The sequence below is a fragment of the Vescimonas coprocola genome (assembly GCF_018408575.1).
GTDB classification, from domain to species: Bacteria; Bacillota; Clostridia; order Oscillospirales; family Oscillospiraceae; genus Vescimonas; species Vescimonas coprocola.
On record NZ_AP023418.1, the window covers coordinates 755,357 to 782,077 of the forward strand.

General features: G+C 62.7%; 21 protein-coding genes, 1 pseudogene and 1 other annotated feature. Of the genes and pseudogenes, 18 read left to right on the top strand and 4 right to left on the bottom strand.

Annotated elements, in window-relative coordinates; genetic code table 11:
* Positions 1-468: 468 nt before the first annotated feature.
* The 9 genes from KJS28_RS03735 (at position 469) to spoIIR (ending at position 10,412) form a co-directional block, all read left to right on the top strand.
* The gene (locus KJS28_RS03735) at positions 469-1,050 is read left to right on the top strand and encodes a DUF21 domain-containing protein (RefSeq protein WP_228298436.1); all 582 of its coding nucleotides are present in this window, start codon (positions 469-471) and stop codon (positions 1,048-1,050) included.
* Between the two features lie 21 nt (positions 1,051-1,071).
* The gene (gene dxs, locus KJS28_RS03740; RefSeq protein WP_324614760.1) at positions 1,072-2,919 is read left to right on the top strand and encodes a 1-deoxy-D-xylulose-5-phosphate synthase; all 1,848 of its coding nucleotides are present in this window, start codon (positions 1,072-1,074) and stop codon (positions 2,917-2,919) included.
* The gene (locus KJS28_RS03745; RefSeq protein WP_213541792.1) at positions 2,909-3,712 is read left to right on the top strand and encodes a TlyA family RNA methyltransferase; all 804 of its coding nucleotides are present in this window, start codon (positions 2,909-2,911) and stop codon (positions 3,710-3,712) included. The genes dxs and KJS28_RS03745 overlap by 11 nt, the downstream gene beginning before the upstream one ends.
* Before the next feature lie 12 nt (positions 3,713-3,724).
* The gene (locus KJS28_RS03750; protein WP_213541793.1) at positions 3,725-4,597 is read left to right on the top strand and encodes an NAD(+)/NADH kinase; all 873 of its coding nucleotides are present in this window, start codon (positions 3,725-3,727) and stop codon (positions 4,595-4,597) included.
* Positions 4,594-5,046, top strand: a complete 453-nt coding sequence (argR, locus tag KJS28_RS03755; protein ID WP_213541794.1) for an arginine repressor — start codon at positions 4,594-4,596, stop codon at positions 5,044-5,046. Before KJS28_RS03750 ends, argR begins: the two co-directional genes overlap by 4 nt.
* A 27-nt stretch (positions 5,047-5,073) precedes the next feature.
* The gene (recN, locus tag KJS28_RS03760; RefSeq protein WP_213541795.1) at positions 5,074-6,747 is read left to right on the top strand and encodes a DNA repair protein RecN; all 1,674 of its coding nucleotides are present in this window, start codon (positions 5,074-5,076) and stop codon (positions 6,745-6,747) included.
* 53 nt (positions 6,748-6,800) lie between these two features.
* Positions 6,801-7,050: a binding site (T-box leader), on the top strand.
* Positions 7,051-7,125: 75 nt separating this feature from the next.
* On the top strand, positions 7,126-8,352 hold the full coding sequence (gene tyrS / locus KJS28_RS03765; RefSeq protein ID WP_213541796.1) for a tyrosine--tRNA ligase: 1,227 nt from the start codon (positions 7,126-7,128) through the stop codon (positions 8,350-8,352).
* A gap of 314 nt (positions 8,353-8,666) precedes the next feature.
* Positions 8,667-9,515, top strand: a complete 849-nt coding sequence (gene ispE, locus KJS28_RS03770; protein ID WP_213541797.1) for a 4-(cytidine 5'-diphospho)-2-C-methyl-D-erythritol kinase — start codon at positions 8,667-8,669, stop codon at positions 9,513-9,515.
* 264 nt (positions 9,516-9,779) lie between these two features.
* Positions 9,780-10,412 (top strand): stage II sporulation protein R, encoded by a 633-nt coding sequence (spoIIR, locus tag KJS28_RS03775; protein WP_213541798.1) that lies wholly within the window; start codon positions 9,780-9,782, stop codon positions 10,410-10,412.
* Between the two features lie 467 nt (positions 10,413-10,879).
* Here the strand turns inward: spoIIR and KJS28_RS03780 are convergent, their stop codons facing one another.
* From KJS28_RS03780 to KJS28_RS03790, 4 genes and pseudogenes are all read right to left on the bottom strand, one after another.
* A complete protein-coding gene (locus KJS28_RS03780; protein WP_228298437.1) occupies positions 10,880-11,980 on the bottom strand; it encodes a hypothetical protein in 1,101 nt (366 codons plus the stop codon).
* Between the two features lie 12 nt (positions 11,981-11,992).
* The gene (locus KJS28_RS12690) at positions 11,993-12,478 is read right to left on the bottom strand and encodes an MBOAT family O-acyltransferase (RefSeq protein ID WP_324614777.1); all 486 of its coding nucleotides are present in this window, start codon (positions 12,476-12,478) and stop codon (positions 11,993-11,995) included.
* A 94-nt stretch (positions 12,479-12,572) separates the two neighbouring features.
* A pseudogene (locus KJS28_RS12695) lies at positions 12,573-13,388 on the bottom strand (MBOAT family O-acyltransferase); the annotation flags it as partial.
* The gene (locus KJS28_RS03790) at positions 13,388-13,942 is read right to left on the bottom strand and encodes a bacteriocin transport accessory protein (protein WP_213541799.1); all 555 of its coding nucleotides are present in this window, start codon (positions 13,940-13,942) and stop codon (positions 13,388-13,390) included. The pseudogene KJS28_RS12695 and the gene KJS28_RS03790, both read right to left, overlap by 1 nt.
* 218 nt (positions 13,943-14,160) lie before the next feature.
* Here KJS28_RS03790 and KJS28_RS03795 point away from each other — a divergent pair, with 218 nt between their 5' ends.
* The 9 genes from KJS28_RS03795 (at position 14,161) to KJS28_RS03835 (ending at position 26,714) form a co-directional block, all read left to right on the top strand.
* Complete coding sequence (locus KJS28_RS03795) at positions 14,161-14,943, top strand: HAD-IIA family hydrolase (protein WP_213541800.1); 783 nt, start codon at positions 14,161-14,163, stop codon at positions 14,941-14,943.
* A 17-nt stretch (positions 14,944-14,960) separates the two neighbouring features.
* Positions 14,961-18,290: a PD-(D/E)XK nuclease family protein gene (locus KJS28_RS03800; RefSeq protein WP_213541801.1), complete on the top strand. Its 3,330-nt coding sequence runs from the start codon at positions 14,961-14,963 to the stop codon at positions 18,288-18,290.
* Positions 18,277-21,813, top strand: a complete 3,537-nt coding sequence (addA, locus tag KJS28_RS03805; protein ID WP_213541802.1) for a helicase-exonuclease AddAB subunit AddA — start codon at positions 18,277-18,279, stop codon at positions 21,811-21,813. Before KJS28_RS03800 ends, addA begins: the two co-directional genes overlap by 14 nt.
* A gap of 99 nt (positions 21,814-21,912) precedes the next feature.
* Positions 21,913-22,116, top strand: a complete 204-nt coding sequence (rpmE, locus tag KJS28_RS03810; protein ID WP_021859148.1) for a 50S ribosomal protein L31 — start codon at positions 21,913-21,915, stop codon at positions 22,114-22,116.
* Between the two features lie 101 nt (positions 22,117-22,217).
* On the top strand, positions 22,218-23,528 hold the full coding sequence (gene hflX, locus KJS28_RS03815; protein WP_213541803.1) for a GTPase HflX: 1,311 nt from the start codon (positions 22,218-22,220) through the stop codon (positions 23,526-23,528).
* Complete coding sequence (locus KJS28_RS03820) at positions 23,525-24,058, top strand: GNAT family N-acetyltransferase (protein WP_213541804.1); 534 nt, start codon at positions 23,525-23,527, stop codon at positions 24,056-24,058. Before hflX ends, KJS28_RS03820 begins: the two co-directional genes overlap by 4 nt.
* Positions 24,051-24,686, top strand: a complete 636-nt coding sequence (locus tag KJS28_RS03825) for an IMPACT family protein (protein ID WP_213541805.1) — start codon at positions 24,051-24,053, stop codon at positions 24,684-24,686. The genes KJS28_RS03820 and KJS28_RS03825 overlap by 8 nt, the downstream gene beginning before the upstream one ends.
* Before the next feature lie 19 nt (positions 24,687-24,705).
* A complete protein-coding gene (locus tag KJS28_RS03830; RefSeq protein ID WP_213541806.1) occupies positions 24,706-24,972 on the top strand; it encodes a hypothetical protein in 267 nt (88 codons plus the stop codon).
* 236 nt (positions 24,973-25,208) lie between these two features.
* Positions 25,209-26,714 carry a DUF1538 domain-containing protein gene (locus KJS28_RS03835; protein WP_407701755.1) on the top strand — a complete coding sequence of 502 codons (1,506 nt, stop codon included), beginning with the start codon at positions 25,209-25,211 and terminating at the stop codon, positions 26,712-26,714.
* Positions 26,715-26,721 lie beyond the last annotated feature (7 nt).

Sequence of the window (26,721 nt, forward strand, 5' to 3'; positions counted from 1 at the left end):
CCCTTTGTGGTCAAGCGACTTGTGTACGAGGCAGATTATGAACCTGCAATGCGGTGCTACCCGGCCTTGTGCCGTGAACGCTGTGTGCAGAGTAGCCTGCCTTGCGTGGGTAGGGTAGATAGGGAAGTGGAAGCACCACTGCCCCTGGCCAGGGGCAGCGTGTTGATTCTCTCGAAACCCTGCCTGCAAAAGAGGCTAAGAGACGGTTTGACTGCTGTGGAAATCACCTAGGCTGTCCCACAGGGGCGCAGGGGGGATTGCAGTGCGGACTAAGTGGCAGTCGGGTTTCATGACCGGTAACATCATGGCGCAGCACCGAACGGGAAACCGCCTGATCGGCAACGAGAGGTGTGCTGTGGGGAAATCCTACCCGTACCTAAGCCGCAAGATTAACCCTCGGCGCTGCCCTGTTCAGTATTTTCTTATGAAGCATCTATATTTTTGCAAAGCAAAGAGAGGGATATTCCTTTGAGCGAAAGCGATAAAACCGATAGAAATAAGGGAAAGAGCAAGAGTAAGAACAAGAAGAAAAGCGGCTGCAGCTGGGCGCTGCGGGTCTTTCTGCTGGCGGTGGCGCTGTCGGCGCTGCTGAGCTTTTTCTCCTCCACTGCGCTGGAGGGGACCGGCTACGCCGTGGCCATCATCGTGCTGGCGGTGTTCATCGCCCTCGGCATCGTGTTTGATATGATCGGCGTGGCCGTCACCGCCGCCGACCCCAAGCCCTTCCACTCCATGGCGGCCCACAAGGAAAAGGGCGCCAAGGAGGCCATCCGTCTGCTGAAAAACGCCAATCAGGTCAGCTCCTTCTGCAACGACGTGGTGGGCGACATCTGCGGCATCGTCAGCGGCTCCACGGCGGCTGTCATCGTGGTGGAGCTGCAGAAGGACCTGAGCACTACCTCCATTCTTATCTCCATCGCCGTGACGGCGCTGATCTCCGGTATCACCATCGGCGGCAAGGCGCTGGGAAAGACGGTGGCCATCAACGAGTGTACCGGCGTGGTGTACCGGGTGGCCCGGCTCATGCATACCCTGCATCTTTACCGATGAAATGGAGCGATCAACTTGCTGTTGGAACAGATACATGACCCCTCCGATGTGAGGAAACTGAATGATGAACAGGCCCGCCTGCTGTGCCGTGAGCTGCGCACCTTCCTGCTGGAGCAGGTGTCACGGACAGGCGGGCATCTGGCGTCCAATCTGGGCGTGGTGGAGTTGACGGTGGCCATCCACCGGGTATTCGACACGTCGCAGGATCGTCTGGTGTTCGACGTGGGACACCAGTGCTATGTCCACAAGGCCCTCACCGGGCGGCGGGAGCTGTTTGGCACCCTGCGCCAGCTGGACGGCCTCTCCGGCTTCCCCAAGCCGTGGGAGAGTCCCCATGATGCCTTCATCGCCGGCCACGCCTCCAACTCCGTGTCCGTGGCCTTGGGCATGGCACGGGCCCGGACGCTGCTGCATCAGCACTATCAGGTGCTGGCCCTGATCGGCGACGGAGCCTTGGGCGGCGGTCTGAGCTTCGAGGGACTGAATGACGCCGGGGCCTCTCACGAGCCTATGATCGTGATTTTGAACGATAACGGGATGTCCATCGACCCCAATGTGGGCGGGATGTCCCGGCATTTGTCACGCCTGCGCAGCAAGCCCGGCTACTACGCCTTCAAAAAGCGCTACCGTCAGGTGTTGGAGTCCTCCCAGACGGGGCAGAGGCTCTATTCCGTCAGCCACGACGTGAAAACGGCATTGAAAAAGTCCCTGCTTCCCGGCAGCACCCTGTTTGAGAACATGGGCTTTACGTATATGGGGCCGGTGGACGGCCACGATGTGGTCCAGCTGACCCGGATGCTGCGGGAGGCTAAAGATCTCCACTGTCCGGTGCTGCTCCATGTCCACACGGTGAAGGGGCAGGGCTACGGCCCCGCCGAGGCGGATCCCGGCCGGTTCCACGGCATCGGACCCTTCGATGTCCGTACCGGCAGCGGCAAGCCCGCCGCACCCAGTTTTTCCTCCGTGTTCGGTGAGACACTGACCCGACTGGCGGGGGAGGATCGCCGCATCTGCGCCCTGACAGCCGCCATGGTGGACGGTACGGGGCTGACGAAATTCTCCAAGACCTACCCCAGCCGCTTTTTCGATGTGGGAATTGCCGAGGGCCACGCCGTGGCCACGGCGGCGGGCATGGCCAAGCAGGGCCTTGTGCCGGTGCTGGCGGTGTACTCCAGCTTTCTACAGCGTGGCTATGATATGCTGCTGCATGATGTGGCCCTCAGCGGGCTCCATGTGGTGCTGGGGGTGGACCGGGCCGGACTGGTGGGGGCTGACGGCGAGACCCACCACGGCTGCTTCGACGTGATGTACCTGTCGCAGGTGCCGGGCATGAAGGTGTTCTGCCCCGCCAGCTTTGCCGAGCTGCGGACCATGCTGCGCCGTGCGGTGCAGGAGGAGACCGGTCCCGTGGCGGTGCGCTATCCCCGTGGCGGGGAGGGGGCCTATCAGGAGGATCGCAGCGATGAGGCCATCGCCTGCCTGCGTCCGGGGACGGATATCACCCTCCTGACCTACGGCACCCTCATCAACGAAGCCCTGTCCGCCGCCGATCTGCTGGCACAGCGGGGTATCTCCGCTCAGGTGCTGAAGCTCAGCACCATTGCCCCTTTGTCCCCGGAGACCATCCGCACGGCTTTGACCGGCACGGAGCGTCTGCTGGTGCTGGAGGACTGCGTGGAGACCGGCTGCGTGGGCCAGCGGGTGGCGGCCATGATGGCCCAGCTGGGCATGGCCCCCCGGCGGCTGGTGCTGAAAAATACAGGCGACCGCTTTATCCCACAGGGCAGTGTAGCGGAGCTGCGTCATCTCTGCGGACTGGACGCTGAGGGCGTCGCCGCTGCGGCAGAGGAGGCTGTGCATGAGCAATAAAACAAGGCTGGACGTACTCCTGACGGAGCGTGGCCTGGCGGAGAGCCGCCAGAAGGCACAGGCCGTCATCATGGCGGGCCACGTGTTCGTGGCGGGCCAGCGGGTGGATAAGCCCGGCACGGCGGTGCTGAGCGACGCCCCTATCGAGGTCCGAGGCCACGCTCTGCCTTATGTGAGCCGGGGCGGATTAAAGCTGGAAAAGGCCATGAAGACCTTTCCCATCACCCTGACCGATAAGATCTGCGCCGACATCGGCGCCTCCACCGGGGGCTTTACGGACTGTATGCTGCAAAACGGCGCCCGGAAGGTCTATTCCGTGGACGTGGGCTACGGCCAGCTGGACTGGAAGCTCCGCAGCGATCCCCGCGTGGTGTGCATGGAGCGCACCAACGCCCGGTATCTGACTCCGGAACAGATCCCCGATCCACTGGACTTTGCCAGTATCGACGTGTCCTTCATCTCCCTGAAGCTGATCTTCCCGGCGCTGTACGGTCTGCTGCGGCAGGGGGGCGAGATCGCCTGCCTCATCAAGCCCCAGTTCGAGGCCGGCCGGGAAAAGGTAGGCAAAAAAGGTGTGGTACGGGACCCTGCTGTACATCTCGAAGTGCTGGAGCACTTCCTGACCCATGCCAAGGAGAGTCGCTTTACAGTGCTTGGAATCACTTACTCTCCCATCCGTGGACCGGAGGGGAACATCGAATATCTTGGCTATTTGAAAAAGTGCGATGAGCCGGACGGCAGCTTTGACCTACCGACACTGGTGGCGGAGTCGCACAGTCAGCTGAAGGACTGAGGAGGAGTAGATATGAAAAAAGTGATCCTCTGCCCCAATCCCTATCGGGATAGCGAGCTGCGGGTGTGCAAGGAGGCCAAAAAGCTGCTGGATGCCCTGCATTTTCAGACGGTGGTGTGCCTGCCCTTCCAGCGGGAGGGCTACGGTGCGGAGCTGGGCCTGCGAATCACCCCGCTGCATCAGGAGATCCGCTCGGCGGATCTGCTCATCGCCTTCGGCGGCGACGGCACCATTCTGCATCTGGCCCGGACGGTGGCGCTGCACAGCGTCCCGGTGCTGGGAGTGAATCTGGGAAGCCTCGGATTCATGTCGGAGCTGGAGGTGGACGAGCTGGACCGCCTGCGGGATCTGGCGGACTGGAGCTTCGACGTGGAGTCCCGGATGATGCTGGACGTGTCCGTCCTCCGGGGCGGAAAGTCCGTGTATAACAACATCGCCCTCAACGACGCTGTCATCTCCAAGGGCTCTATTGCAAGGGTTGTAAGGCTGAATATCTTTACAGAGGAGGGCCAGCTCACCAAGGTCGGCGGCGACGGCGTCATCGCCAGCACCCCCACTGGCTCCACCGGCTACTCCATGGCCGCCGGCGGCCCCATCGTGGAGCCCACGGCCCGGAACCTGCTGCTGACCCCCATCTGCCCCCACTCCACCCGCTCCAGCAGCTACGTCCTTTCGCCGGAGCACGTCATCACCGTGGAGGCACCGGACGCCAACCGCAAGTTCGTCTACCTGTCCGTGGACGGCGGCAAGGCGTTCTCTCTGAAAAACAACGATCAGGTGCGTGTCAGCACCTCCAGATACACCACCAAGCTGGTGCGGCTGTCCAAGAAGAGCTTCTGCGAGATCCTGGATAAGAAAATGGGCGGGGAGGTCACAAAAGCATGAAAAATCAGCGTCAGGAGCATCTGCTGCAGATCATTGCCGAGGAGACGGTGGAGACACAGGAACAGCTGCTGGAACGGCTTCAGGAGCGGGGGATCCGCAGCACGCAGGCCACCATTTCACGGGACATCAAGGAGCTGCACCTCATCAAGGAGCCGGTAGGGCAGGGCCGCTACCGCTATGCCGTGTCCGCCCATCGGACAAAGCTGAACTTTGCCGACCGCCTGCGTACCATCTTCCGGGAGGGTGTCCTCAGCGTGGACTACGCCCAGAATCTGGTGGTCATCAAGACCATGCCGGGTCTGGCCAACGGTGCCGCCGCTGCGCTGGACGGCATGGAGGTTCCCTATCTGGTGGGGTCTCTGGCGGGGGACGACACCGTTCTGCTGGTGCTGCGTGACAACGCCGCAGCGGCGGAGTTTGCCGACGAGATCAAGGAGATGCTGCGCTGAAACAGCGCCTGTACGGAGGGATGACAGATGCTGGAATTGCTCCATATCGAAAATATCGCCATCATCGATCGGGCGGATATCACCTTTGAGCCGGGCTTCAACGCCCTCACCGGCGAGACCGGCGCCGGTAAATCCATCGTCATTGACTCGCTGAGCGCCGTGCTGGGTCAGCGCACCTCCCGTGACCTGATCCGCACCGGGGCCGACAAGGCCTACGTCAGCGCCTGCTTCACCGGCATCCCGCCGGAGGTAGGGGAGGACTTGGGCATCACATGGGATGAGGAACTGCTGCTGCAGCGGGAGATCCACGCCGACGGCAAAAACGTCTGCCGGGTGGGCAGCCGCCCCGTCACGGTGACGCAGCTGCGCACCTTGGGCAGCCGCCTGCTGAACATCCACGGTCAGCACGACGGCCAGCAGCTGCTGGATGAGGAGCAGCACCTGCTGTATCTGGACAGCTTCGGCCGCACCGAGCCGCTTCTGACCGCCTATCGGGAGAAATACGCCAAGCTGACGGATATCCGTCGCCAGATGCACGCCCTGCAAATGGACGAGGCGGAGAAGGCCCGCCGCATGGATACCCTGCGCTACCAGATCCAGGAGCTTCAGCGGGCCAAGCTGAGGCCCGGTGAGGAGGAGGAGCTGACCTCCCGCCGCAACCTGCTGCGCAACGGCGAAAAATTCATGTCCGCCGTCTCCGAGGCAGACTTCTGCCTCAGCGGCGACGACAGCACCAGCGGCGCACTGGCCCTGCTGCGGCAGGCCCAGAGCGCTCTGGAGCCCATCCGCCGTCTGGACGACAGCTTCGAGGAGCTGTACCAGCGGCTGGAGGCGGTGTACAGCGAGGTCTACGATCTGGCCTACACTGTGCAGGACAAGCGGGACGCCTTCGACTTCTCCCCGCAGGAGCTGGACGAGGTGGAGGGCCGTCTGGATCAGCTGTACCGGCTGAAAAAGAAGTATGGCCCGGATGTAGAGAGTATGCTGGCCTATCTGGACCGCAGCACCAAGGAGCTGGACGCCATCGAGGACGCCGGCGACACCCTGCTGCACCTGCAGCAGCTGGAGAAGAAGGCCCTGTCTGCTGCCCAGTCTGCGGCGGAGGAGCTGTCCAAGGCCCGCCATCAGGCGGCCGAGCGGCTGGAGGAGCAGATCCTCACGGAGCTTCGCCAGCTGGATATGGGCCGCATCCGCTTCGCCATCGACTTCCAGCCCCAGCCCCTGTCTGAGTCCGGAATGGACGCCGTGCGCTTCCTTATGTCCGCCAACGTGGGCGAGGAACTGCGTCCCATCCAGAAGATCGCCTCCGGCGGCGAGCTGGCCCGCATCATGCTGGCCATGAAGAACGTTCTGTCGGAGCAGGACCGGGTAGGCACCATGGTCTTTGACGAGGTGGATACCGGTGTCTCCGGCCGGGCCGCTCAGAAGGTGGCGGAGAAGATGGCCCGCATCAGCCGCACCAAGCAGGTGCTGTGCGTCACCCATCTGCCCCAGCTGGCCGCTATGGCCGATACCCATTTCTCCGTGGAGAAGGGCGTCACCGACGGCCGCACCTTTACCCATGTGCGGCGGCTGGATCGGGCCCAGCGGCGGCAGGAGCTGGCCCGCCTCACCGGCGGCGCCCATATCACTCCCACCATGCTGGAGGGGGCGGAGGAGCTGCTGTCTGCGGCGGAGGATTTCAAGCGTACGCTGGAATAGGGCTTGACAAACCCGCCGATACCCCCTATAATGTCCTCACAGCAACTACAAAAACTACTGCAAGGAAGGGAACAAGTAACAGCGCCTGCTGCCTGCCCAGAGAGCCTCTGTCCGGTGAAAAGAGGAGAGGAGCGCCGCTGCGAATACATCCCGGAGCAGCCGCCCCAACGCCCCGCTGCGGGCCAGTAGGCACGGTCGGGCCCGCCCGTTACAGCGGCGGAGTGTGATGGCACTCCATGAGGCCGCCTTCCGTGAGGGAGCGGCGAAACTGAGGTGGTACAGCGATGATACATCGCCCTCTGTCTGCGGACAGGGGGCGTTTTCTTTTCCCCCTGCGCCCGATCACATCCCACATAAAGGAGAAAGGAAAGAACAACTATGGGAATTTATGAAGAGCTGGTGGCCCGTGGCCTGATCGCACAGGTCACCAACGAGGAAGAGATCCGTGAAATGATCAACAACGGCAAGGCCACCTTCTACATCGGCTTTGACTGCACGGCGGACTCTCTGACGGCGGGTCATTTCATGGCCCTGACCCTGATGAAGCGCCTGCAGATGGCGGGCAACAAGCCCATCGCCCTCATCGGCGGCGGCACCACCATGATCGGTGACCCCTCCGGCCGCACCGATATGCGGAAGATGCTCACCAAGGAGGATATCGACCACAATGCCCAGTGCTTCAAACGCCAGATGGAGCGCTTTATCGAGTTCGGCGAGGGCAAGGCCGTCATGCTCAACAACGCCGACTGGCTGCTGAAGCTGAACTATGTGGATCTGCTGCGTGAGGTGGGTGCCTGCTTCTCCGTCAACAATATGCTGCGGGCCGAGTGCTATAAGCAGCGCATGGAGAAGGGCCTGAGCTTCCTGGAGTTCAACTACATGATCATGCAGAGCTACGACTTCTACTATATGTTCCAGCACAACGGCTGCAATATGCAGTTCGGCGGCAACGACCAATGGAGCAATATGCTGGGCGGCACGGAGCTGATCCGCCGCAAGCTGGGCAAGGATGCCCACGCCATGACCATCACCCTGCTGACGGACTCTCAGGGCAACAAGATGGGCAAGACCGCCGGCAACGCCGTGTGGCTGGATCCCAACAAGACCAGTCCCTTCGAGTTCTATCAGTACTGGCGCAACGTGGCGGATGCCGATGTGCTCAAGTGCATCCGGATGCTGACATTCCTGCCTCTGGAGCAGATCGACGAGATGGCCGGCTGGGAGGGTGCAAAGCTTAACGAGGCCAAGGACATTCTGGCCTATGAGCTGACGAAGCTGGTCCACGGCGACGAGGAGGCCGACAAGGCCCGTCAGGCCTCCAAGGCTCTGTTCTCCGGTGCCGGCGACGCCGCCCATATGCCCACCACGGAGCTGACCAACGACGATCTGGGAGGCGGGCAGATCAATATTCTGAACCTGATGGTCCGCTGCGGCCTGTGCGCCAGCAAGGGCGAGGCCCGCCGTCTGGTGCAGCAGGGCGGCGTCAGCGTCAACGACCGGAAGGTGGAGTCCATTGACGAAGCCTTGGGCTGTGAGCAGTTCACCGGCGATGGCGTCATCATCCGCAAGGGTAAGAAGGTGTTCCACAGGGTCGTACTGGTCTGATCTCCCAGAGAGCGAAATACCGTAAACCGGGGGCCAGCGTCCTGAAAGACACCGGTCTGCCCGCTGCCGAAGGGCGGCAATGTGTGCGCCATCCCACAAAAAGCGGGGAACCATAAGGGGAATGCCCTCACCTCCGGAAGCGGGAAAGGCAAAGACTTTTAAGAAAGGCCCGGCATTTCGACGGTCATACCACAAGACTCCGACCCTTTTGGATCGGAGTCTTGACCATTTTTCACGAATTTCCTTCTCACTATGGAATTTCCGCATGACTTGTGATATAATCATCGAGAGAACAAGGAGAGTGAGGGAGCGGCATGAAGCGGCAAGAATTGGCACCCGCCAAGGTGAACCTGACGCTGGATGTGGGGGCCAGACGCCCCGACGGCTATCACGAGGTAGTCTCGGTGATGCAGAGCGTGGCGCTGTACGATACGGTGACGATGGAGAGCGGCACAGGGGAGGGCATCTCCCTGACCTGCGACGATGCGGCGATCCCCGCCGACGGGAGCAATCTGGCGTGGCGGGCGGCGGAGGTGTTCTTCCGCACCACAGGCGTGGCCTGCGATGGCCTGCATATTACCTTGGAAAAGAGTATCCCCTCTCAGGCGGGGCTGGGCGGCGGCAGCAGCGACGCTGCCGCTGTGCTGCGTGGCCTGCGGAAGCTGTACGCCCCGGAGCTGCCCATGGAGGCGCTGGAACGCATGGGCATGGAGTTGGGCAGTGACGTCCCCTACTGCGTCCGGGGCGGCACGGTGCTGGTGCAGGGGAAGGGAGAGCAGCTGCTGTCGCTGCGGGCGCTGCCGGAGTGCTGGTTCGTTGTGTGCAAGCCGCAGGTGTCCTTCTCCACGGCGGAGATGTACCGGCGACTGGATGAGGCGGGGATGGCGGTCCACCCGGACACCCGCCGGATGATGGATGCCTTACAGCGCCGGGATCTGGCGGAGATCTTCTCCCGGATCGGCAACGTCTTTGAACAGGTGCTGTCACCGGAGAGTGAAATTTTTGTCATCCGGAATAGGCTCCTGACATTAGGGGCGGGGGCGGCCTGCATGAGCGGCTCCGGATCCGCCGTGGTGGGAATTTTTTCTCAGGAGGAAGCTGCCCGGTCATCCGCAGCGGCCATGACCGAGGTCCCCTTTGTCCGCTGCGTGGGACGGGGGTAATTTGCCCGACGGCGGCCTGATATCCTTTTAGGCATTTCTCTGGACATTTCTCTGGACATTTTTCTGGACATTTATCGGACGTCCAGCGGACAAAAAGGAAGAAAAAAGAGGTCGTGATTTTGTCCCGGCTTTGTCCTGTGATCGTCCAAAATTTTTCCGTACCGGTATAAAACGCAAAAGCACCGTCCACAATGCAGATAAGCTGCATGGGACGGTGCTTTCATCCTTCCGTGCAAAAATCAACGACACGGAGAGGTGTTTCCTATGCGGAAGAAAACTGGAAATAAATTACATACATGGGAGGCGGCGCTGCTGCTGGCAGTGGCGGCGGCTTTGCTGTGGGGGGCCTGCACCCTCCAGCGGCAGGATGCGCTGGAGCAGAAGGTCATCCGACTCCACGTCATCGCCAATTCCGACAGCGAGGCGGATCAGGCCCTGAAGCTGCGGGTGCGGGATCGGGTGCTGGTGCTGGCGGAGGACATCCTGCGCCAGTCGAGAGACATGGAGGAGGCCCGGCAGCGTCTCGCCGAGGCGCTGCCCCGGCTGCAGCAGACGGCGGCGGAGGAGATCGCCGCTCAGGGCAGCCGATACACCGTCAGCGCCTGGTTGGAGGAGACGGAGTTTCCTACACGGGAGTATGACGGCTTTGCATTACCCTCCGGGGAGTATCTGGCTCTGCGGGTGGTCATCGGGGAGGGAGCCGGGAAAAACTGGTGGTGCGTGGTGTTCCCACCCCTGTGTACCACTGCCGCCTGCGACTTTCAGGAGACGGCCGTCTCCGGCGGCTTGGGGGAGGAGGATCTGTCCCTCATCACCGAGGAGGACGGCGGCTACGTCCTGCGGTTCCGGGCGGTGGAGCTTTGGGAGGGCCTGCGCCAGTGGCTGGGAAAGCACTGAGCGGAGAGGGCGGCCGGTCGGATGGGTTGGTGAGAAGATTCCATATGGAATGTTGAATCTGTACAGCTTTAAGATATACGATACATGACCCTCTCCGGTAAACACCGGGGAGGGTCATGTGAGCCTGTCAAAAGAGCGGAAACCTTTCGTCAACGGGGCGGAAGGGTGTGTGCGGGAAACCCGGGAAGGGTGTCCTGCACGATGATGATCCGCATTTTTCAGAGCTTTTTGAAGGTCTGAAAAATGCCTCAGCGTGTCGAAAAGACTTTTTCGACACGCTGACATGGCCCTCCCCGGCATTTGCCGGGGAGGGCCATACTGTGGATGCGTGATGTTTGCAGGGATGAAGGCGGTCAGATATACCGCTGCCAGCCAGGGCCATACTGTGGATGCGTCGGGGTTAGCAAGGGGTCAAGAGTACCGCTGCCAGACAGGGGAATGCTGCGGCCACGTCAGGGATGACGGGGTCATTTCAGGGTGTCGCTGTGGTTCAGGACGGGAACGCTATACAGAAACAGCACATCCTGATCTGTAAAGGTAAGATACTTTCCAAGCGTTGTGCTGGAAAGGTATCGGATGTCCACCAGCGTGATCTTGGCATACTGCTCCACCAGAAGGGGGGCCAGACTGCTGGCGAAGGAGTCCCGGAAGATCACAAGCTCCCGGTCCGTGGCAGCATGGGGATTTTCCACCGTCAGCAGGGACTCGGAGCCGGAGAGGAACCACTCGTAGGGGTCCCGCCCGGCACCCTTCTCCCCATCGTAGATGCCGGTGGTCTGGCCGGTCTCGTAGTGGTAGACGGTGCAGCTCTCCAAGGTGTCATTGGTGAGATAGCGGATGGTGTCCGGCTCCATGGGCAGGGCAGCGTAGCCGTAGTACACGCCGTAGTAGGGGGTGGGCAGAGTCTCCTCTCGGAAGGTGCCAGGGGCTTCGGCCCCCATCCCCTCCAGCAGGCGGGCAGCCACGTCCGTCAGCTGCTCCTGCCGCCAGTGGAGGTCGGTGCGGTAGTAGTCCTCCAGCGACAGCAGATCGCCTATCGGCAGATAGGTGAGGTAGGGAGTTTTTTCCCGCAGGCTTTGGGTGAAGGCCCCGTAGTCCAGCGCCGGATAACCGTGGGAGGAGGCCAGAAAGGCATTCTTGTCCGGGATCACCGACAGATACAGCCGGCAGTTCGTGCCGGAGAGATAGGTGTCGTACAGGTAGTCAAAGCGCCGGGCGGCGTGGGCGATGGAGTCCTCCTGCATGGGGTACTCCAGACGGGAGACATAGCCCTCCGCCAGATATACGCCGTTGGTGTCTCTCTGGCGCAGCAGGTAGAGACTGGTCAGGGATTTCAGGGTCCGGAACTGCTCCCGCAGGGGGAATTGATCCGGGGCGTATGTCTCGAAATCCGACATATAGCGCCCACTGTAAATGCTTTCTACTGTACATCTTGGCTTTGGAGTCAGCTTGCGGCGCTCACTCTGGGAAAAGGCGCCGTCGGGCTTCAGGTACGCCCAGAGGGAGAATGTCAGCAGAAAGGCCCCCAGCAGGCATACCGTCAGCAGGGCAGTGCGTTTTTCGTTCACGGTCAGCCCTCCTTAAAACCGAAAATACAGGAAGGGATTGAAGGAGCCGTCCACCAGATACGCCGTACAGAGCGCCAGCAGCAGCACCAGCGCCACAGGTTCCGCAGCGGACAGCACGGCGCTGCCGGCAGAGGTGTCCCGAAGGCGCTGCACCGCCTTGACGGGCAGGGGGGTGGCCCCCAGCAGGGCAATGACCAGCACCACAGCGTAGCTGCGGAGGTAGTAAAGGCTCTCCACCCCGGAGGCGGGCAGGCCGCCGAAACCAAAGAGGGCGGCGATCTGCTGCCCGGCGGCGGGGAGGTCGGCGGCATTGAAGAGTACGAAGCTCACCGCCAGCAGGGGGAACATATACAGGTGCTTTAAGAGCCGGGTCTTTTCCAGCCCGTGGCCGTACCACAGCTTTTCCGCCGCCAGCAGGACGGCGAAAAACAGGCCCCACAGCACGAAATTCCATGCCGCCCCGTGCCACAGGCCCGTCAGGCCCCAGACAAGGAACACGTTCAGCAGCCACCGGCTGCGGGAGCATCGGCTGCCCCCCCAGCGGGATATAGACGTAGTCCCGGAACCAGCTGCCCAAACTGATATGCCAGCGCCGCCAGAACTCCGTGACGCTGCCGGAGAGGAAGGGGTAGCGGAAGTTTTCCGGGAAATGAAAGCCAAAGATCCGGCCGAGGCCCACGGCCATATCGCTGTAACCGGAGAAGTCGAAGTAAATTTGCAGGGCGCAGGCCACGGCGTAGAGCCATGTAAACAGCACCGAGGGCTGGATGGACTGCAAAAAGGCGGACATCAACTCATACAGCACGTTGGCGATCAGGACCTTTTTCCCAAGCCCCACCACGAAACGCCGTGCGCCGGCGGCAGCGTCCGCCAGCGTGGGGCGGCGGCGGGTCAGCTCCGGGGCAATGTCTGCATAGCGGACAATGGGTCCGGCAATGAGCTGGGGGAACATGGCCACATAGGTGGCCAGCTGCAGCAGGTTCCGCTGGGGCGGCACCGTGCCACGGTAGACATCGATGACGTAGCTGAGCACCTGAAAGGTGTAGAAGCTGATGCCGATGGGCAGGGCGATCTGCAGAGCCGGCAGGGAAAGGCCCGTCAGCGCACCCAAGGTGCGGAGGAAGAAGCCGGCGTATTTGCAGTAGCCCAGCAGACTCAGACTCAGCACTGCCGAGAGAATGAGAAAGGGCCGCTTATGACGGGGATACCGCTCCATGAGCCGACCGAAGGCGTAGCCCTGAGCGATGGAGGCCAGCATGAACAGCAGGAACCGGGGCTCGCCCCAGCCGTAGAACACAAGGCTGCTCAGCAGCAGAGTCAGATTCTTCCAACGGTCCGGCGTCAGGAAGTAGAGCAGCAGCACCGGCGGCAGGAAGTAAAAAAGAAAGGGGATACTGGAAAAGAGCATCAGGCGATGGGCTCGTCGTAGACTACAGCGGCGGAGGAGAAGCAGTTCTGGAGCTTATCCCGGAAGGTATCCACCAGATCCTCGGCACCGTAGACGGAGACCACAAACTGGCCCATGGTGATGACCACCAGCTTGTCGGGGAAGCCGCACATCCACTGGCGGTTCATGATATTATCCCGCAGGGAGGAGGCTACGTCGGCGGCGCTGACGTCATCGCTGAGGTGGTAGGCGCCGCAGGTGAAGGTGTTGGCGTTCATCATGTGCATCAGGGATGCTGCGTCCACCAGATTGGCCACGGAGGGGCCGGGGAAGCCCAGCATATAGTCCATGTTGTCGGCGTTGGAGATGTCGAAGGCACCGGGAGCGTCGTCCACGGGGTGGTCATAGTCGCCGCCGCTGACGGGGAACTTTTCCTCCTCGCTGTAGGTGGCCCAGACGGTGTTCAGCAGGGTCAGGGCATCGGACACGTCACCGGTGCCGCTGTTCTTGCTGCCGCAGGCAGCCAGAGAGAGCACCAGCAGTACGGCCAGCGCCAGAGATACGATTTTTTTCATAGGTTCCTCCAAAAGTCGATTTTTTGTCTGCCGGAGAGCAGACGCCCTTATATTGTACCCGATTTTCAGGGAAAAGCAAGCAAAATATGTACTTCCCGCAGGAAATTGCTAAAAATTCTGGAAAACAGCGGATTTTACAAAAGCGTGCTTGGATTATGTCCCACGGCAAGGTATAATATAAGTGTTGAAAAAGGCCAATTCAGAAAGGAGCATGATCCATGGAGGAACTGAGAAAGAAGAAGGGCTTTATCTGCGACATGGACGGTGTGATCTATCATGGGAACCGTCTGCTGCCGGGGGTGAAGGAGTTTGTGGAGTGGCTGTATCGGGAGCAGAAGAATTTCCTGTTCCTCACCAACTCCTCCGAGCGGTCTCCTAAGGAGCTGCAGCAGAAGCTGCACCGCATGGGGCTGGATGTGGACGAGAGCCACTTTTATACCAGCGCACTGGCCACGGCCCGGTTCATCAGCAGTCAGGCGCCGGGATGCAGCGCCTATGTCATCGGCGGGGCGGGGCTCATTATGGCCCTTCACGACGAGGGCATCACCATGAACGATGTGGACCCGGACTACGTCATCATCGGCGAGGGCAATACGTATAACTATGAGAACATCCTCAAGGCGGTTCGGCTGGTGCTGAAGGGGGCCAAGCTCATCGGCACCAACAGCGATCTGACGGGGCCTGCCGAGGACGGCATCATCCCCGCCTGCCGGGCTATGATCGCACCCATCGAGATGGCCACCGGACAGAATGCGTACTTTGTGGGCAAGCCTAATCCCCTGATGATGCGGACGGGCCTGCGGATCCTTGGGGTACACTCCGAGGAGGCGGCCATGATCGGTGACCGGATGGATACGGATATGGTGGCAGGCATCGAGTCAGGCCTTGATACGGTGCTGGTGCTGTCGGGCATCACCAGCCGGGCGGACATCAAGAAGTTCCCGTACCGGCCCCGGCTGGTGCTGGACGGCGTGGGAGATATCCCCGGCGTGACGGAGTAAGGTGAAGGAGGGAAGCCATGCTTTCCATATGGATCGGACGGGCGGGGGCCGGAAAGTCCCGCCGGGTGCTGGAGACCATGGCCCGGCAGCGCAGCCAGAGGCCGCAGGTGCTGCTGGTGCCGGAGCATATCTCCCATGAGGCGGAGGTGGATCTGTGCCGGGCGTTGGGGCCTACGGCCTCCCGTGATGCGGAGGTGCTGAGCTTCCAGAGCCTCGGCAGCCGGGTGCTGGCCCAGACCGGCGGACTGGCGGAGTTTACGCTGGACGGCGGCGGAAAGCTGCTGACCATGCGGCTGGCGCTGCAGGAGCTGCACAGCCGGCTGAAGGTGTTCGGACGGCCCTCCCAGCGGGCGGCGTTTCTGCGGCAGCTGACGGATCTGACGGAGGAGTTCTACGCCTATGAGATCACGCCACAGGCTCTGTGGCAGCAGGTGGAGGATATGGAGGGCGCCATGGGCGATAAGCTCCGGGATCTGGCGCTGCTGTATGCCGCCTATGACGGGAAGCTCCATGCCGAGGGCGTGGACGCCCGGTCCCGGCTCCAGAAGCTGCGGGACCGGCTGGCGGAGAGCGACTATCTCCGGGGCAAGGACGTGTATCTGGACGGGTTCTCCTACCTGAACAAGCTGGAGGAGAGCGTGCTGGAGCAGGTGATGCGTCAGGCGGAGAGCGTGACGGTGACGCTGCTGGGCGACCGGGCGGAGGGGACGCTGTTTCAGAATGCCCTGCGTCAGCGGCAGCGGCTGGAGCGGATGGCCCGGCAGCTGGGGACGGAGTGCGAGATCGTGTGGCTCACCGGCTCTGGAAAGGGGCCGCTGGCCCATCTGGAGAAGCACCTGCTGGGGGAGGATATGCCCTATGAGGGGGACGACTGCCGACAGCAGGTGGCGCTGTGGGAGTGCGGCACGGTATACGGCGAGGTGGAACGGACGGCGGCGCAGATTCGGAAGCTGGTGGCCTCCGGGGCCTGCCGCTGGCGGGACATTGCCGTTACCGCCCGGAACATGGAGGTATACGGCCCGGTCATCGAGAGCGTTTTTCAGCGGGATGGCATCCCGGCGTACATCAGCCGCCGCAGCGATATTCTGGCAAAGCCGCCCCTGACCATGCTGCTGGGGGCGGTGGATGCCGTTACCGGCGGCTTCCGGCGGGAGGATATGTTCCGCTATCTCAAGACGGGGATGGCGGGCATCACGGCGGAGGAATGTGACCTGCTGGAGAACTATGTGATCCTGTGGAGCATCCGGGGAAATATGTGGCTGCGGGACACGGAGTGGACGGCAAACCCCGACGGCTACGGGCAGGAGATGACCCCGGAGCGGCAGCAGCGGCTGGCGGATGTCAACCGCATAAGGCAGAAGGTGCGCTCTACGCTGCTGCCCCTGAGCGATGGCCTGAAGGATAGGCCGAAGGCCAGGGATAAAGCGGAGATGCTTTACATATTTGCCGAGGAGTCCGGCGTGCCGCAGCGCCTGAAGGAGACGACAGAGGAGCTGCTGCGGCAGGGACAGGCCCAGCTGGCGGAGGAATACAGCCAGCTGTGGAGGATCCTGTGCGGCGTACTGGATCAGATGGCGGAGATCCTGGGGGAGATGGAGCTCTCCGGCGAGGAATTTGCCCGGCTTCTGCGGCTGGTGCTGACCCAGTACAGCGTGGGAACCATCCCGGCGACGCTGGATCAGGTGAAGGTCAGCGAGCTGACCCGCAACGACCGGCACTCGGTGAAGCGGCTGTTTCTGCTGGGGGCCAACGACCATGTGCTGCCCCAGCCGCCGTCGGGCCACGGCCTGCTGGAGCCGGAGGAGCGGGAGATTTTGCAGCAGCGGGACATTCTGCTGTCGGATGCGGCCTTTGACCCGCTGGACAACGAATTGCAGAACATCTATGCCTGTCTGGCCCAGCCGTCGGAGCATCTGACGGTGAGCTATCCGGTGACGGATCACAACGGCGGACAGCTGCGGCCCTCCTTTGTGGTGCGGCGGCTGGAGCGGTTGTTTCCGGGCTTGATGCCGGAGCGGGAGACGGTGCGTCTGCTGACCCCGGCGGTGGCGCTGGAGGAGGCCGGTCAGGAGATGGGCGGCTCCCTGTGGCGGTACTTTGCCGGGAGAGAGGAGTACGCCGGGACGCTGGCGGCCATGGAGCGGGCCAGACAGCTGCGCCGGGGACGGCTGTCCCCGGCGGCGGTGCAGTCCCTGTACGGGACCCGGATGGGGATGTCCGCCTCCCGGATGGATCGGGTGCGGCAGTGCCACTTCGGCTACTTTATGCAGTACGGCCTGCGGGCCAAGGAGCGGCGTCCGGCGGGCTTCGAGGCCCCGGAGATCGGGACGTTTCTGCACTATCTGCTGGAGAACACCGCCCGTGAGGTGGCAGGCAGCGGCGGCTGGGCGGCGGTGAAAACGCCGCAGCTACACGCTATGGTCCGTAAATACATTGACCTTTACATCCGGGACGAGATACCGGGTTACGAGGAAAAGAGCGCCCGGTTCCGCTATCTGTTCGGGCGGCTGCGCACCACGGCGGAGGACATCGTGGACCGCATGGCGGAGGAGCTGGCGGAATCGGATTTCAAGCCCGTGGCCTTTGAGCTGGGCTTCGGCGGACGGGACGGCACACTGCCGGCCATCACCATTCAGGAGGGGGATGCCACCCTCTCCGTCAGCGGAAAAGTGGACCGGGTGGACGGCTGGCTCCACGACGGGAAGCTGTATCTGCGGGTGGTGGACTATAAGACGGGGCGCAAGTCCTTCGATCTGTCGGATGTGCGGTACGGGCTGGGGATCCAGATGCTGCTGTATCTGTTCACGCTGGAGAAGGAGGGACAGTCCTGCTTCGGATACCCCATTGTCCCGGCGGGGGTGCTGTACCACCCGGCACGGGATCTGATCCTGAAGACCGAGCGGGACATTTCACCGGAGGCCCTCCGCAGGGCCATGGATCGGGAACTGCGGCGGGACGGCATGGTGCTGGGAGACCCGGAGGTGCTGCGGGCCATGGAGCACAGTGCGCTGGAGGCGCCGTGCTTCCTGCCCATTCAGGTGAGCAAGGACGGCGGCATCAGCGGCGGCGTGGCTACGGCGGCGCAGCTGGGGCGGCTGGGGCAGTATGTGGAGAAGCTGCTGCACCAGATCACCCGTGAGCTGCGGCAGGGGAACATCGATGCAGACCCCTGCTGGCGGGGGCCTCAGGAGAGCGCCTGCACCTACTGCGATTTTGCCTCGGCCTGTCACTTCCAGGACGGGCAGGCCGACGACCGGCTGCGGCCGCTGAAACGGGTGAAGGCCGACGAGTTCTGGGAATTTGTAGCGCATGAGACGGGAGAGGAGGGACGTCATGGGGAGCTTTGAGCCCACGCCGCAGCAGCGGCGGGCCATGGAGGACCGGGGCGGCAGTCTGCTGGTGTCCGCCGCCGCCGGTTCCGGCAAGACCAAGGTGCTGGTGGAGCGGCTGTTCGGCTATATGGAGCGGGAGCGCTGCCGCATCGACGATTTCCTCATCATCACCTTCACCAAAGCGGCGGCGGCGGAGCTGCGGGGCCGGATCGCCGCAGAGCTGAGCCAGAGAGTGGCCCGTCAGCCGGAGAATATGCACCTGCGCCGCCAGATGATGCGGGTGTATCAGGCGGACATCAAAACGGTGGATGCCTTTTGCGGGAGCCTGCTGCGGGAGAACATCCACCTGCTGCCGCCGGAGGGGCAAAGGAGCCTGACCCCGGATTTCCGGGTGCTGGATCAGCAGGAGGCGGAGCTGCTGCGGATGCAGGTGCTGGAGCAGGTATTGGAGGAGTTTTACCAGCGCATCGGCCGGGGGGATACTCAGGCCCAGCAGCTGGCGGAGACGCTGGGCGCCGGGCGGGACGACCGGGCGCTGGAGCGGTTGGTGCTGGATATCCACGGGAAGATCCAGAGCCACGCCTACCCCATGCGGTGGCTGGAGCGGCTGCGGGAGCAGTGGCAGCAGGTGCCGGAGTCCGTGGGGCCTTACCGGGAGGTACTGACGGACAGCATCCTGCGGCGGACCCGGTTCTGGGCGAGGAAGCTGACGGAGACGGCGGCGTGGATGGAGCAGTATCCGGATCTGTACCGGGGCTACGGCGACCGGTTTCTGGAGATGGCGGAGCAGCTGCAGGGCTATGAGACGGCGGCGCAGGAGGGCTGGGACGCCATGGCCCGGCTGAAGCCCTCCTTCCGGCGGATGGGCGTCGTCAAGGGCTGCGACGGGGCCAAGGAGCAGGCGCAGGCGGTACGCAAGCGGTGCAAGGACGAGCTGGATGAGATCGGTGCGCTGCTGGCGGTCAGCGAGAGCGAGCAGCTGGAGGATCTGGAGGCCATGGCCCCGGCCATGCTGGCGTTGGTGCAGCTGACGGAGGACTTCACCGCCGCCTATCAGGCGGAGAAGGTGCGGCGCAACTGCATGGATTTCAGCGATCAGGAACACTATGCCATCCGGCTTTTGCAGGGTGACGACGGTGCGCCGACGCCGCTGGGGCGGCAGCTGTCCGGGCGATATCGGGAGATCATGGTGGACGAGTATCAGGACACCAACGAGGTGCAGAACTGCATCTTCCGGGCCATTTCACGGGACGGGCAGAACCTGTTCACCGTGGGGGATGTGAAGCAGAGCATCTATCGGTTCCGGCTGGCGGACCCCACCATTTTTCTGGAGAAATATCTGGCCTACCGACCGGCAGAGGAGGCGGAGGAGGGGCAGCCACGAAAGGTGCTGCTGAGCCAGAACTTCCGCTCCCGGCGGCAGGTGCTTTCGGCTGCCAACTTTGTGTTTGGCAGCATCATGTCCCGGCAGATGGGGGAGATGGACTACGGGCCGGAGGAACGACTGAACTACGGGGCCGCAGGCTATCCGGAGCGCAGCGACACGGATACGGAGTTCCATCTGATCAGCGTGGCGGATACGGAGGAGGAACGCTTCGACCGGACGGAGGTGGAGGCCCGGTTCGTGGCTCATCGCATCCGGCAGCTGCTGGACGAGGGCTTCCCCGTGCAGGGGGAGGACGGGCAGCAGCGCCCTGTTCAGCCGGAGGATATCGTGATCCTGATGCGCTCTCCAGCGGCAAGGCGGAAGGCCTTCACGGCGGCTCTGCAGCGGGAGGATATCCCCTGCGCCGGCGGGGAGGAGCAGTCCTTCTTCGAGACCATGGAGATCGCCGTGATGGTGTCGTTTTTGCAGATCGTGGACAATCCACGGCAGGATGTGCCGCTGCTGGCGGTGCTGCGGTCGCCGCTGCTGGGCTTTTCGCCGGATCGGCTGGCCCAGATCCGGGGCGGGCATCCGGGGGGAGACTACTACGGCGCTCTGTGTGCCGACGACGGCGAGGATAGCCGTGCCTTTCTGGAGCGGCTGGCGCAGCTGCGGGCGGCGGCCGGGGAGCTGACGGCGGATCGGCTGCTGTGGAAGCTGTATACGGACTGGCAGGCACTGGCGGTGTTCGGGGCCATGGAGGGTGGTGCGCAGCGGCGCAGCAATCTGCTGGCGCTGTACGCCTACGCCGGGCAGCTGGCGGCTGCGGGACGGGGGAACCTGTTCGATTTTGTCAGCTATCTGCATGACTTGATGGAGAGCGGCGACCTGCCGGATATCAGCGCAAGGCAGGAGAGCGGCGGCGTACAGCTGATGACCATCCACAAGTCCAAGGGATTGGAGTTCCCGGTGGTGATCCTGGCGGATCTGCAGAAGGGCTTCAACCGGGACGATTTCCAGCGGCCTGTGCTGGTGCATCCCCGGCTGGGACTGGGGACGGAGCGGGTGGATCGGAGGAGGCGTATCCGGTACGATACCGTTTCCAAGCAGGCCATTCAGCTGGCCCTGTCACGGGAGAGTCTGGCGGAGGAGATGCGGATCCTGTACGTGGCCATGACCCGTGCCAAGGAGAAGCTGATCTGCGTGGACTGTATGCGCTTTGCACGCAATCGGGTCCGGGGCCTGCTCAGTGTGGCGGGCTGTCCTGCGGCGCCGGAGGCCGTGGGGAGCGCCAAGGCGCCGGGGGACTGGATCCTGCTGCCGCTGCTGTGTACGCCGGAGGCGGCGGTGCTGCGGCAGTGGGCGGACATGGAGCCGGAGCAGCCGGCCCTCTCCGATGGTGGCTGGCAGGTGCGGCTGTGGGAGAACCCGGTGTTTGAATGTGGGTCTGCGGCTGCGGCCCCGGAGGAGGCTGCGGTGCAGGAGCGGCGGTATGATCTCTCCGCCATGGAACTGCGCTATGGCCACACGGCGGCCTGCACCATCCCCACCAAGGTGACGGCTACCCAGCTGAAGGGCAGGGTGCTGGATGAGGAGATCGCAGAGGGGGCGGCATCCGCCCGGCCACGGCGGCTGGACTTTCAGCGACCCCTCTTTTTGCAGCAGGAGCGCAGGCTCACTGCTGCGGAGCGGGGGACGGCCATGCATCTGGTGATGCAGTATCTGGAGCTGGACGGCCCGGACCCGGAGGAGCAGGTGCGGCAGCTCACGGAGCGGCGGCTTCTGACGCCCCAGCAGGCGGAGGCGGTGGACACGGAGCGCATCCGGGCGTTTCTGGCGACGCCGCTGGCGCAGGAGATCCGGCAGGCCCGGCAGGTCTGGCGGGAGTATCGCTTTGCCCTGCTGATGCCGGCGGCGCTGTACGACCCGGCGGCGGAGGGAGAGGAGCTGATGCTTCAGGGCGTTGTGGACTGCGCCTTCCGCACGAAGGAGGGGCTTGTGGTGGTGGACTTCAAGACCGACCGTCTGGCTCCCGGCGAGGAGCCGCAGCGGGCGGAGGAGTACCGGCCCCAGCTGGAGGCCTATGCTCAGGCGCTGGAGCGGGTGATGGAGGAGAAGGTCTGCCGCAAGGTATTGTACTTTTTCTCCACGGGCGCCACAATAAATTTGTAAATTTGCAAAAAGTGCTTGCATTTTGCCATGAGATGTGGTATCATCACAGTTGCCTTTGTGAAAGAGGACTATTGTACCAGAAAGAGGTGAACCAGAGCAATGAAGGAAGGAATCCATCCCAATTATCAGCAGACTACTATCAAATGCGCCTGCGGTAATGTAATTGAGACAGGTTCTACGAAGAAGGATATTCGCGTAGAAGTCTGCTCTAAGTGTCACCCCTTCTTCACTGGCAAGCAGAAGCTGGTGGATACCGGCGGACGTGTGGCGAAGTTCAACAAGCGCTTCGGCCTGGACAAGTAAAGACACTTTTTACAGGACCCGCAGCTTTTTGGCTGCGGGTTCTTTACTTTTGCCGCCGGGTATACTATATTATTAGGTGAAAACCGGAAGCGAGGATGTACATGGAACGCAGAACTTTGGAAGAAAACAGGGAAAATAAGAGAGACTATGCGGTGCTGGTGGGGCTGCGCTCCCCGGTGCTGCGGGAGGATAACGCAGACGAGGAGAGTCTGGCGGAGCTGGCGGCTCTGGTAGAGACCGCCGGAGGGCAAGCCGTCGGCACCATTTTGCAGAGCCGGGAGAAGCCGGACCCCCACAGCTTCATCGGAGAGGGCAAGGTGGAGGAGGTACGGCGCATGGTGCAGGAGGAAGAGGCCACCATGGTCATCTTCGACAACGACCTCTCGCCCTCACAGATCCGGGTGCTGACGGAGATGACCGGGGTACAGGTGTTGGACCGCAGCGGCCTGATCCTGGACATCTTTGCCCAGCGGGCCAAGACCAAGGAGGGCTGCTTGCAGGTGGAGCTGGCCCAGTACCAGTATTTGCTGCCGAGGCTGGTGGGTATGTGGACTCATCTGGAGCGACAGGCCGGAACCAGCGGCAAGGGCCCCATCGGCTCCAAGGGCCCCGGCGAGACACAGCTGGAGACGGACCGCCGCCACATTCACCGGAAGATCGACAAGCTGAAGGCGGAGCTGGAGGAGGTGCGGCGGGTCCGCAGCACCCAGCGCCAGCGGCGGCAGAAAAACGAGATCCCGGTGGTGGCCATTGTGGGCTACACCAATGCCGGAAAATCCACCCTGCTCAACGCCATCACCGGGGCGGGTATCCCCGCCAACAACCGGCTGTTTGATACGCTGGACACCACCACACGGCTGCTCACCGTCAGCGATACGCTGGATGTGGTGATCTCCGACACCGTGGGCTTTATCCGTAAGCTGCCCCACCAGCTGGTGGAGGCCTTCAAGGCCACGCTGGAGGAGCTGGAGTACGCCGATCTGCTGCTGCACGTCATCGACGTGTCCAATCCCCAGTGGCAGCAGCAGGCCTCCATTGTGGAGGACCTGATCCACGAGCTGAAGGCGGATCAGATCCCCTGCATCCGGGTATACAACAAGTGCGACGTGGCCTTCTCCGGAGAGCGAAGCCATGAGGAGGACGCCGTGTCCATCTCCGCCAAGACCGGGGAGGGCATCCCGGCGCTGATGGAGGCCATCGACCGGAGGCTGGACAAGGGCACCCGCCGGGTGGTGATCCATCTGCCCTATGACAAGGCGGGGATGCTGGACAGCCTCTATCGAGAGGCCAAGGTGGAGGATGTGGCCTATCAGGAGAGCATTGATGTGACGGCGGTGTGCCCCCCCAAGGTGCTGGGCCAGCTGAAGGACTATATCGAGGGCTGGACGGAGCCGAAGGAGGACTGGGAATGATGGAGACGGAACGGCTGCTGCTGCGGCCGTGGCAGGAGAGCGATGCCGAGGCGCTGTACCGCTGGGCCAGCGACCCGGAGGTAGGCCCCGCCGCCGGATGGTCGCCCCACACCTCCGTGGAAAACAGCCGGGACATCATCCGGACGGTGCTGGCCAAGGAGGGAACCTTTGCCGTGGTGCTCAAGGGCGGGGACGGCGGCCCCATCGGGGCCATCGGCGTATTCCCCACGGAGATACCGGAGGGGAGGGGTGAGCCGGAGATCGGCTACTGGATCGCCCGCCCCTACTGGGGACAGGGACTGATCCCGGAGGCTGTGGAGGCGATGCTGCGCTGGCAGTTTCGGGAGATGGGTGCGGAGCGTGTGTGGTGCGCCCATTTTCCGGGGAATGAACGATCCCGGCGGGTGCAGGAGAAGTGCGGCTTCCGCCATGTCTGCGATACGCCGCCGTCGCCGTGGCCCGACGGAACGGAGCATCCCGGCGTGTGTCAGGCCATTACGAGACAGGAGTGGGAGGTGCGCCATGGCTGACGGCTTTCGCATCCCCTTTCAGGAGGCGGAGAGCGAGTTTGTGGAGAAGCGCTCCCGGTTCATCAGCCACGTGTGGCGGGTGGAGACGGAGGAGGAGGCCCAAGCCCGGATCCAGGAGACGAAGAAGAAGTATTATGACGCACGGCACAACTGCTGGTGCTATCTGCTGGGGCCGAATCTGGTGCGCTACTCCGACGACGGAGAGCCTCAGGGAACGGCGGGACAGCCCATGCTGAACGTATTCCAGCGGGAGAACGTCACCGGAGCGGTGTGCGTGGTGACCCGGTATTTCGGCGGTATCCTGCTGGGGGCCGGAGGACTGACCCGTGCCTACTCCAAGGGCGCACGGGATGCCTTGGCGGCGGCGGGCGTGGCCACCATGGGTCTGTGGGCCCGTGTGCGGCTCAGCTGCCCCTATCCGCTGTTTGAGCGGGTGAAGCTGGAGATCGCCGCTGCGGACGGTATTCTGGACGATATGGACTACGGCGCTGATGTGACGCTGACGGTATCTCTGCCGTCGGAGAGGCGGGAGACCCTGCAGGGGCGGCTGACGGAGCTGTCCGCCGGAGGGCTGACCTTGGCGCTGATGGAGGAGAGCTACCGTCCCGGCCCACGGGAGGAGTTATAACGGAAAAGGAGAAGAAGGAATGAAGTACACGGAATACACCGACGAACAGATCCAGGAGATCAAGCGCCAGCGGGACCGGCGCAAGCGGCAGCAGATCACGGTCATCGTCTTTATCCTCGGCGTGCTGTTTGCGCTGGTGGGGATCCTGGAGCGGGGCGGCGCCATCTATCTGGTGCTGGGCATCGCCTGCCTGCTGATGGGCGTGATGCTGCTGGTGGATCATATCCGCAGGGAACGGGAGGAGAAAGCCAAGAAGCAGGATGCGGCGGACACTGACAAGGAGTAAGCCTTGCCATTTGTTCACGGATTCTTTACGGAAAACCCCTTGCCCTGAGGGGGCTTTTCATGGTAGAATAGTATCAACGAAGAGACGAGGCGTATCTGCCCGATGTGCGGACAGGTGCGCTCTCGTTTTGTCAGGAGAAAATTGGAAAAGGAGGAAGATATTTGTCTCGTAAGCCATTGAGCGTACAGGCGCAGCAGGATCGCCTGCGGCGCAAGCGGCGGGAGGCCGGAGAGGTGCTGACCATTTTCCGCAAGCCCCTGAAGGAATCGCTGACCTCGGTGCTGCCCATCACCGCCATTGTGCTGGTGCTGTGCTTTACCATCACCCCTATCTCCAACAACGCCATGATGGCGTTTTTGCTGGGGAGTCTGCTGCTGATCGTGGGCATGGGGTTGTTCACCTTGGGCTCAGAGATGTCCATGATCCCGCTGGGTGAGGCGGTAGGTAAGGAGATCACCAAGTCCAAAAAGGTGTGGGTCATTGTGGCCATCAGCTTTTTGATCGGCGTCATCATCACCGTGGCGGAGCCGGATCTGCAGGTGCTGGCAGGGCAGGTGCCGTCTATCCCGGATCGGGTCATCATCTGGTCTGTGGCGCTGGGTGTGGGGGTTTTTCTGGTGATCGCCCTGCTGCGTATCCTGTTTGCCATCCAGCTGTCGTATCTGCTGATCGGGTTTTATGCCATCGTGTTCGTGCTGGCGGGCTTCGTGTCCCCGGACTTCTGGGCCGTCGCCTTCGACTCCGGCGGCGTCACTACCGGCCCCATGACGGTACCCTTTATCATGGCGCTGGGCGTGGGCGTCAGTGCTGTGCGTAACGATAAGGACGCCGGGGGCGACAGCTTCGGTCTGGTGGCCCTGTGTTCCATCGGCCCCATCATCACGGTGCTGCTGCTGGGCCTGCTGTATCAGCCAGACGGCAGCTCCTATACCCCGGTGAGCGTGCCAGATGCCAAGGACACGGCGGAGATGTTCCGGTCGTATACCCATGCGCTGCCGGAGTATTTCAAGGAGATCTTCCTTTCTCTGGCGCCCATTCTGGCGTTTTTCGTCCTGTTCCAGCTGGTCACCCGGCGGATGCACCGGCGGGAGGTCATGAGTATGCTCTTTGGCCTGCTGTACACCTATATCGGGCTGGTGCTGTTCCTTACCGGTGTCAACGTGGGCTTCATGCCCGTGGGCAGCTTCCTGGGGGAGAGCATCGCCGCCCATGAGAGCTACAGCTGGCTGCTGATCCCCATTGCCATGCTCATCGGATACTTCATCGTGTCGGCGGAACCGGCGGTCCATGTGCTGAACCGGCAGGTGGAGGAGATCACCGCCGGAGCCATTCCCGCCAGCGCCATGAATGCGGCGCTCTCCATCGGCGTGTCGGTGTCGCTGGCGCTGGCCATGATCCGGGTGCTGACGGGTATCTCCATCATGTGGTTTTTGATCCCCGGCTATGTGCTGAGTCTGGCGCTGTCCTTTGTGGTGCCGAAGATCTTTACCTCCATCGCCTTCGACTCCGGCGGCGTGGCCTCCGGTCCGATGACGGCCACGTTCCTGCTGCCCTTTGCCATGGGGGCCTGTGATGCGCTGGGGGGCAATGTGGTGACGGACGCCTTCGGCGTGGTGGCCATGGTGGCTATGACGCCGCTGGTGACCATCCAGCTGCTGGGCGTCAGCTATCAGCGAAAGCTCAGCAAGCGCACTCCTGTACCGGCCGTTGGGCAGGTGGAGGAGATCATCGAGCTGGCATAGGAGGGCA

Excerpts from the sequence above, each read along its gene's own strand:
- KJS28_RS03820 (WP_213541804.1), top strand. The coding sequence starts at position 23,525 with ATGATGGAGACGGAACGGCTGCTGCTGCGGCCGTGGCAGGAGAGCGAT.
- argR (WP_213541794.1), top strand. The coding sequence starts at position 4,594 with ATGAAAAATCAGCGTCAGGAGCATCTGCTGCAGATCATTGCCGAGGAG.
- KJS28_RS03745 (WP_213541792.1), top strand. The coding sequence starts at position 2,909 with ATGAGCAATAAAACAAGGCTGGACGTACTCCTGACGGAGCGTGGCCTG.
- recN (WP_213541795.1), top strand. The coding sequence starts at position 5,074 with ATGCTGGAATTGCTCCATATCGAAAATATCGCCATCATCGATCGGGCG.
- ispE (WP_213541797.1), top strand. The coding sequence starts at position 8,667 with ATGAAGCGGCAAGAATTGGCACCCGCCAAGGTGAACCTGACGCTGGAT.
- KJS28_RS03830 (WP_213541806.1), top strand. The coding sequence starts at position 24,706 with ATGAAGTACACGGAATACACCGACGAACAGATCCAGGAGATCAAGCGC.
- rpmE (WP_021859148.1), top strand. The coding sequence starts at position 21,913 with ATGAAGGAAGGAATCCATCCCAATTATCAGCAGACTACTATCAAATGC.
- addA (WP_213541802.1), top strand. The coding sequence starts at position 18,277 with ATGGGGAGCTTTGAGCCCACGCCGCAGCAGCGGCGGGCCATGGAGGAC.
- KJS28_RS03795 (WP_213541800.1), top strand. The coding sequence starts at position 14,161 with ATGGAGGAACTGAGAAAGAAGAAGGGCTTTATCTGCGACATGGACGGT.
- KJS28_RS03825 (WP_213541805.1), top strand. The coding sequence starts at position 24,051 with ATGGCTGACGGCTTTCGCATCCCCTTTCAGGAGGCGGAGAGCGAGTTT.
- hflX (WP_213541803.1), top strand. The coding sequence starts at position 22,218 with ATGGAACGCAGAACTTTGGAAGAAAACAGGGAAAATAAGAGAGACTAT.
- KJS28_RS03750 (WP_213541793.1), top strand. The coding sequence starts at position 3,725 with ATGAAAAAAGTGATCCTCTGCCCCAATCCCTATCGGGATAGCGAGCTG.
- KJS28_RS03800 (WP_213541801.1), top strand. The coding sequence starts at position 14,961 with ATGCTTTCCATATGGATCGGACGGGCGGGGGCCGGAAAGTCCCGCCGG.
- spoIIR (WP_213541798.1), top strand. The coding sequence starts at position 9,780 with ATGCGGAAGAAAACTGGAAATAAATTACATACATGGGAGGCGGCGCTG.
- KJS28_RS03790 (WP_213541799.1), bottom strand. The coding sequence starts at position 13,942 with ATGAAAAAAATCGTATCTCTGGCGCTGGCCGTACTGCTGGTGCTCTCT.
- tyrS (WP_213541796.1), top strand. The coding sequence starts at position 7,126 with ATGGGAATTTATGAAGAGCTGGTGGCCCGTGGCCTGATCGCACAGGTC.